At 70.3% G+C, this 6,655-nt stretch carries 8 protein-coding genes; 6 read left to right on the top strand and 2 right to left on the bottom strand.

Annotation, left to right across the window (positions count from 1 at the left end; all coding sequences use genetic code 11):
• From Q1K57_RS08115 to Q1K57_RS08095, 5 genes are all read left to right on the top strand, one after another.
• Positions 1-792: alpha/beta hydrolase (locus Q1K57_RS08115; protein ID WP_300080776.1), on the top strand; the 792-nt coding region annotated here is incomplete at its 5' end.
• A 12-nt stretch (positions 793-804) separates the two neighbouring features.
• On the top strand, positions 805-1,614 hold the full coding sequence (locus Q1K57_RS08110; RefSeq protein WP_300080774.1) for a fused MFS/spermidine synthase: 810 nt from the start codon (positions 805-807) through the stop codon (positions 1,612-1,614).
• A gap of 61 nt (positions 1,615-1,675) precedes the next feature.
• Positions 1,676-2,341, top strand: coding sequence for a sortase (locus tag Q1K57_RS08105; protein ID WP_300080772.1), 666 nt, complete (start codon positions 1,676-1,678; stop codon positions 2,339-2,341).
• 262 nt (positions 2,342-2,603) lie between these two features.
• Positions 2,604-3,146, top strand: coding sequence for an orotate phosphoribosyltransferase (pyrE, locus tag Q1K57_RS08100; RefSeq protein ID WP_300080770.1), 543 nt, complete (start codon positions 2,604-2,606; stop codon positions 3,144-3,146).
• A gap of 42 nt (positions 3,147-3,188) precedes the next feature.
• Entirely contained in the window at positions 3,189-3,983 is a 795-nt protein-coding gene (locus Q1K57_RS08095; protein WP_300080768.1) for a LemA family protein, read from the top strand.
• 42 nt (positions 3,984-4,025) lie between these two features.
• Here Q1K57_RS08095 and Q1K57_RS08090 read toward each other — a convergent pair whose 3' ends face one another.
• Together Q1K57_RS08090 and Q1K57_RS08085 are read right to left on the bottom strand one after the other, a co-directional pair.
• Complete coding sequence (locus Q1K57_RS08090; RefSeq protein WP_300080766.1) at positions 4,026-4,721, bottom strand: VTT domain-containing protein; 696 nt, start codon at positions 4,719-4,721, stop codon at positions 4,026-4,028.
• A 78-nt stretch (positions 4,722-4,799) separates the two neighbouring features.
• Positions 4,800-5,735 carry a DUF368 domain-containing protein gene (locus tag Q1K57_RS08085; RefSeq protein ID WP_300080764.1) on the bottom strand — a complete coding sequence of 312 codons (936 nt, stop codon included), beginning with the start codon at positions 5,733-5,735 and terminating at the stop codon, positions 4,800-4,802.
• 109 nt (positions 5,736-5,844) lie between these two features.
• Between Q1K57_RS08085 and Q1K57_RS08080 the strand changes: the two genes are divergently transcribed.
• Positions 5,845-6,474 (top strand): RNA methyltransferase, encoded by a 630-nt coding sequence (locus Q1K57_RS08080; RefSeq protein ID WP_300080762.1) that lies wholly within the window; start codon positions 5,845-5,847, stop codon positions 6,472-6,474.
• Positions 6,475-6,655: the final 181 nt, after the last annotated feature.

The following is a 6,655-nucleotide window of genomic DNA, read 5'->3' as shown; positions in this document are numbered from 1 at the left end:
CTCTTCTACACCGACACCGGCGGCGAGGGGCGCCCGGTCGTGCTGATCCACGGCTGGCCGCTGTCGGCCGAAGCCTGGGCGGCCCAGGAGCAGCCCCTGGCGGATGCGGGCTACCGCGTCGTCGCGTACGACCGGCGCGGGTTCGGCCGCTCGGGCAAGGCCGCCAGCGGCTACGAGTACGACACGCTGGCGTCCGATCTCAACACACTGCTCACCGAACTCGATCTCACCGACGCCGTGCTCGTCGGCCACTCGATGGGCGGCGGGGAGGTGGCGCGCTACCTGGGCACCTACGGCTCGGGGCGCGTCGCGGCGGCGGTGCTCGTGGGCGCCATCACGCCCGCCCTGTGCCAGACCGACGACAACCCCGACGGCGGCATGCCGTTCGAGGGGTTCGCCGATCTGCGCAACCAGTGCCGCGGCGACCGCGAGGGGTTCCTGCGCCAGTTCATGACGTGGTTCTTCTCGAACCCCAGCCAGATGACGATCAGCGAGAGCCAGTTCGCCGAGGTGCTGCGCATCGCCGCCCAGGGCAGCGACCAGGCCCTCCAGGACTGCATCCTCGCCTGGGCGACCGACTTCCGCGCCGACCTCGCGAAGATCGACGTGCCCACGCTCGTCATCCACGGCGACGCCGACAACAACGTGCCGTTCGAGGCATCCGGCAAGCGGGTGCCGCAGTTCGTGAAGCACGCCGAGGTTCGGGTGGTCCCGGGCGGGCCGCACGGACTGCCCGTCAGCCATGCGGCGGAGTTCAACGCGCTCCTGCTCGAGTTCCTCGGCTCCCTCTGACGGACGCCGCCGGTGCCCCATCTGCAGGCCGACCCGTTCCACCGAGGGGCGTTCCAGGTCGTCGCCGACGGGACGGCCCAGTCGTGGGTGAACCCCGCGAACCCGCTGGACTTGCAGTACGAGTACGTCCAGCGGGTGTGCGAGGCGCTGGGCGCGACCGTGCTGCAGCGGCCGCGCGACGAGCGGCTGCGCCTCGTGCACCTGGGCGGGGGCGGGCTGACCATCCCCCGCTGGGTGGAGGCGAAGCGGCCACACACGGCGCAGGTGGTCTGCGAGCCGGACGCCGACCTCGTCGACGAGGTCCGCCGGCTGATCCCGCTGCCGCGGCACACGTCGATCCGGATCCGGGTGGTGGACGGCCGCGCCGGGCTGGAGGAGATGCCACCCGACTACTTCGACGCCCTCGTGCTGGACGCCTTCGACGGCCCGCGCGTGCCGCCGAGCCTGGCGAGCGTCGAGTTCCTCGCCGAGGTGGCGGCCCGGCAGCGGGCGCGGGCGGTCTTCGTGGCGAACGTCGCCGATCGGGCGCCGTTCGCGTGGGGGCGGCGGTTCGTGGCCGGCGTCCGGGACACCTTCCGGCAGGTGATGGTGAGTGCCGAGTCGCCGGTCTGGAAGGGGCGCCGCTTCGGCAATCTCGTGGTGGTGGCGTCCAACGGCGTCCTGCCTGCGACGGAACTGTCCCGCCTGGCCGCGCGCGCGGCGTTCCCCTACCGGGCCATGGCAGGCCGCGACGTCGTCACCTGGATCGGTGACGCCGCCCCGCTCACCGACGCCGCCCCGGTGTCCCCGGCGATCCCGAAGAAGGGCACCTGGTTCTCCTGAGGTGCGAGCGGGGAGAGCCGGCGTCCGTGGCGCCACCCTGGACCGCTGGCATACTGACCGCGTGATCACGACGACCACCCCCCGGAGGGCGGCGAAACCCCGTCGTGCCGGGCGCTGGGTGGTGAGCGTCGGCGTCCTCGTGCTCGTGGTGGCCCTCGGGGCGCTCGGGTGGTCGAGTTACGAACTCCTGGCCAAGCCGCCGGTGGATCCCCAGGCGAGCGCCGCCGAGGTGGCGCAGTTGCGCGAACGGTGGCGGTCCGAACCGGACGCCGACCCTGCGGCCGCCCTGCCCGGGGAACCCGTGGCGCTGCTGCGCGTCCCCGCCTGGGGAGACGGGGAGCACCTGGTGGTCGCGGGAACCGACGCGGCGTCCCTGACCCGTGGCGTCGGCTGGTACGCGGGCACGGCCGCGCCGGGGCAGGTGGGCAACTTCGCGGTCGCGGGCGTGCGCGGCCTGCACGGCCCGTTCGCCCGCCTCACCGAACTCGCTGCCGGCGACGAGGTGATCGTCGAAACGGCGTCCGCGGTCTACACCTACGCGCTCACCAACAACCCCGTCGAGCTTACGGTCACTGACACCGACACGTGGGTGCTCCAACCCGTGCCCGCCCAGCCCGAGGTGCGGCCGTCCCAGGCGCTGCTCACCCTCACCACGAGCCAGGATCTCTTCCGTTCCGACACCCGCACCGTCGCGTTCGGTGCGCTCGTGTCGACCCAGTCAAAGTAGGACGCCCTCCCCGGCGTCGGGCCGCCTTCCGGAGACGCCGCTTGGGCGCAAGCACGCCGCTTGGGCGCATTCACGCCCGGTCGGGACGCCCCCGGCGCCGCCTAGGCGCAACAACGCCGCGTCTGCGCGGCGTTTCTGCGCCTATCCGGCGTGAACAGCCCACCGGCCGCCGACTCAGGACGGAGGGGTGACTCATGGCGTCCTCATCACGGTGCCGGGTTCGCTGCGTGATCGCGGGCGCGGCGCCGCTAGGCTCACCGCCATGACGGATCGCGACGCGCTCATCGCCCACATCACCGATCTCGCCGTCGTGTGGGGCAAGGTCACGCTGGCCTCGGGCCGGGAGGCCGACTACTACGTCGATCTGCGCCGGGTGACGCTCGACGGGGCGGCGGCACCCGTGGTGGGGCGCGTGATGCGCGACCTCGTGGCCGACTGGGACTACGAGGCCGCCGGCGGGCTCACGCTGGGTGCCGATCCGGTGGCCGTGGCGATGCTGCACGCGGCGGCGGCGTCCGGGAAACGGCTGGACGCCTTCGTCGTGCGCAAGGAGTCGAAAGCACACGGGCTGCAGCGCCGCATCGAGGGCACCGAGGTGGCCGGGCGGCGGGTGCTGGTGGTCGAAGACACGTCGACCACCGGGGGTTCGGTCATGCAGGCCGTCGAGGCGGTGCAGGAGGCGGGCGGGATCGTCGTGGGCGTAGCGACGATCGTCGACCGCAACACCGGCGTCCGCGAGCGCATCGAAGCGGCCGGGCTGCCGTACCGCTTTGCGGTGGGTCTGAGCGACCTCGGCCTGTCGTAGTTGGCTAGGGTGGGCCCAGAAGCGCCCCACCGAAGGAGAACCATGGACGTCTTCCTGATCATTCTGGTCATTCTGCTGGTCGCCGTCGTCGGCGTCGTCGGCTGGGGCCTTGCCGCCTACAACGGCTTCATCCGGCAGCGGAACCTCATCCAGGAGTCGTGGCGTCAGGTCGACGTCGAACTCAACCGTCGCTACGAACTGATCCCGAACCTCGTCGAGACCGTGCGCGCCTTCGCCGCGCACGAGCGCAACACGCTCGAGGGCATCGTCCGGCTGCGCTCGCAGGCGCAGCAGTTGGCCTCCGCCGAGCGTGGCGAGGCGCCCTCGCCCGAGCGGGCCGCGGTGGAGGAGCAGTTGACCCAGCAGGTGCGCGGGCTCATGGTGCAGGTCGAGGCCTACCCCGAGCTCAAGAGCAACCAGAACTTCCTCGAGTTGCAGCGCCAGCTCGCCGAGACCGAGGACCGCATCGCCGCGGGCCGCCGCTACTACAACGCCAACGTGCGGAACTACAACACGCGCATCGAGTCGGTGCCGAGCAACATCATCGCGAACTCGTTCAACTTCGCCAAGGCCACCTACTTCGAGGTGAACGACCCCGAGGTGCGCCGCGCGCCCGACGTGAACTTCGGCGAGATCAGCTACCGGGGCGACGCACCTGCGACCGGCGGGGCGGCGTCCGGACAACTTGGCGACAGCGCCCCGAACGAACTGCCCAACCCGCAGGCCCAGCAGAACCAGTTCGACCGGCCCTACCAGCCGCCGACCTACGAGGCTCAGCCCCAACAGAACCCGAACCAGCAGAACCCGAACCAGCAGAACCCGAACGCCCAGCCCTGAGGTCCGCGCGGGTCGGGTTCGACGTGGGTCGCGCTTGGGCCCTCAGGCCTCGACGGACGCCGCCGCAGCGGTCTTGCGGCGGCTCTTGAGCCACTCCACGCCCATCGGCAGGAGCGACACGAGGACGATGACGACCAAGACGGCGTCGATGTTGTCTCCGATGAAGGGGACGGTGCCGAGGAAATAGCCGGCGACCGTGATGAGGAGGGACCAGGCGACGCCGCCGATGGCGGTCCACTTGATGAAGGTGCGCCGATCCATGCCCGAGGCGCCCGCGATGAGCGTGACGAACGTGCGGATCAGCGGCACGAAGCGCGCCAGCACCAGGGCGCGCGGGCCGTGGCGGTCGAAGAACGCGTGGGTGGCGACGACGTACTTCGGGTCGAAGATGCGACCCCAGAAGCCTTCGCGCGGCTTGAACAGAGCGTGCCCGACCTTCGCGCCGACGCTGTAGCCGATGACGTTGCCGAGCACGGCGGCGAGCGACAGGATCACCAAGCTGATGCCCAGCACCGCCCACGCAGGCAGCGCGCCGAACGTGATGGACGGCGGGTTCATCGCGATGAACATGCCGACGGTGAAGAGCAGCGAGTCACCCGGCAGGACCGGGAAGATCGCGCACTCGATCACGAGGATCGCCGCGACGCCCCACAGCGCACCGTTGCCGAGCGTGTGGATGATCACGGCGGGGTCCAGCCAGGCCGGCAGCAGCAGGGGGACAATCGCGAGCAGGTTCACATTTCAAAGGTAAGGCCACCACCTGAGGCGACGCTGTGTGTGGCCTTGTGTTGCCTTTGGTTGTTCCCGGCCGCGGCGTCAGCGCGACTCGATGGCCTCGCGCTCGCTGGCGTAGCGGTCCTCGACCTTGCTGAACAGCCAGGACGCCACGACGCCCGCCACCAACATCGCGGCGCAGAAGGCCAGGAACGCAGGCAACCCGAGGCCGGCCTTCTCGATCGCCTCGGGGGCGAAGACGACGGTCGGGAAGATCGCCAACGACGAGCCGATGACCATGCCGAGGATGAAGTGGTACATGCCCGCGTAGTGGGTGTCGAACGCCCAGTTGGCCGCCTTGGCGAAGAGCAGCACGCAGGCCACGAGGCCGACGAACAGGGGGATGGCGACGCTCAGGTCGAGGTCGCGCAGGCCCGCGGACATCTTGTCGTAGAGGCCGAAGTAGATGAGGAAGTTCGACGGGCTCATGCCGGGCACGATCACGCCCAGGCCGATGAGGGCGCCCGAAGCGAACCACACCGGGATGGACGGCGGCACGTCCAGGTCTATCTGCCCACCGAAGAGCATGACGAGGAAGATCGCCACCGCCGAGACGGCGAGGACGACCAGGTGCTTCGTGCGGCGTCCCTGCTTGCCGGCCTGACGCCACAGGCTCGGGAAGGTGCCGATCACGAAGCCGATGAACAAGCAGACGAACGCCGCCTCGTAACGCCCGAAGGCGGCGGCGACGACGACGGAGAACAGCCACACGCCGATGAGCGCCCCGATGCCGACCGGGATGAAGTAGCGCACGTTCGCGAGGAAGCGGTGCCGCATGTTGCCCAGGAAGCGGATCATCGGGTCGTAGATCTTGAAGATGACCGCCAGCACGCCGCCGGACAGGCCGGGCAGGATGAAGCCGACGCCGACCGCAATGCCCTTGAGCAGCCGGACGAGCCACGCACCGGCGCTCTCGGGGGCCTCGAGGTGAGCGTCGTGGTTGCTGTGGGTGGTCGCGGTGGGCTCGGACGACGTCATGGCTGGAAAATCCTTCGGGTCAGGCGTCAAGGGCCGCGTCCATGGTAGTGGAGAGGCGTGGCAGAGCCGCGCCGGCGGCGTCCTGGTTGGCAACCGCTACCTTGGGCGCATGGCAACCGACGATCCCACGGCGCCCGAGGTGGGGGTCGGTCCGCACCCGCAGCCGTGGCCGGACGACCCGCGGCTCGACCCCGAGTTGCTCGTGTCGGGGGACCGGCGCAACGTCGTGGACGCCTACCGCTACTGGCGGCTCGAGGCGATCGTGGCCGACCTTGAGACGCGGCGCAGCCGGCTGCACGTGGCGATCCAGAACTTCGAACACGACTTCAACATTGGCTCGGTGGTGCGGACCGCGAACGCGTTCAACGTGGCGGGCGTTCACATCCTCGGATGCCGCCGCTGGAACCGGCGCGGGGCGATGGTGACCGAACGCTACCTGAGCGTGCACCACCACGCCGGGGTGGCCGAGTTCGGGGCGTGGCTGGCGGAACGAGGCATCACGCCGGTGGGGGTCGACAACCTGCCCGGGTCGGTTCCGCTGGAGAGGGTGTCGCTGCCGGTGGACTGCTGCCTGGTGTTCGGCTCGGAAGGCCCGGGGTTGACCGACGAGGTCGTGGAGCTGTGCGACCGGCTTGTCGCGATCACGCAGCACGGCTCGACCCGCTCGCTCAATGCGGGAGCGGCGGCGTCCATCGCCATGTGGGCCTGGATGCTCCAGCACGGTCCTGCCCGGGGCTGATCACGTTTCTGACCCCGAAAATCGTGGCACGTGCCACGATTTTCTAGGTCAGAAACGTGATGTCAGAAACCTGCGCCCCGCGCCGCCCGGCCCTGCGTCAGATCGCCCACAACTGGACGCCGCCGGCGGAGATCCGCGCCGTGATGGCCGCGGCGTCCAGTTCGACGCGGAGCGTCTCGCC

This window comes from Propioniciclava sp., assembly GCF_029977985.1.
Lineage (GTDB): Bacteria > Actinomycetota > Actinomycetes > Propionibacteriales > Propionibacteriaceae > Propioniciclava.
The sequence above is the reverse complement of the archived record's forward strand: the minus strand, read 5'-3'. Positions and strand labels throughout refer to the sequence as shown.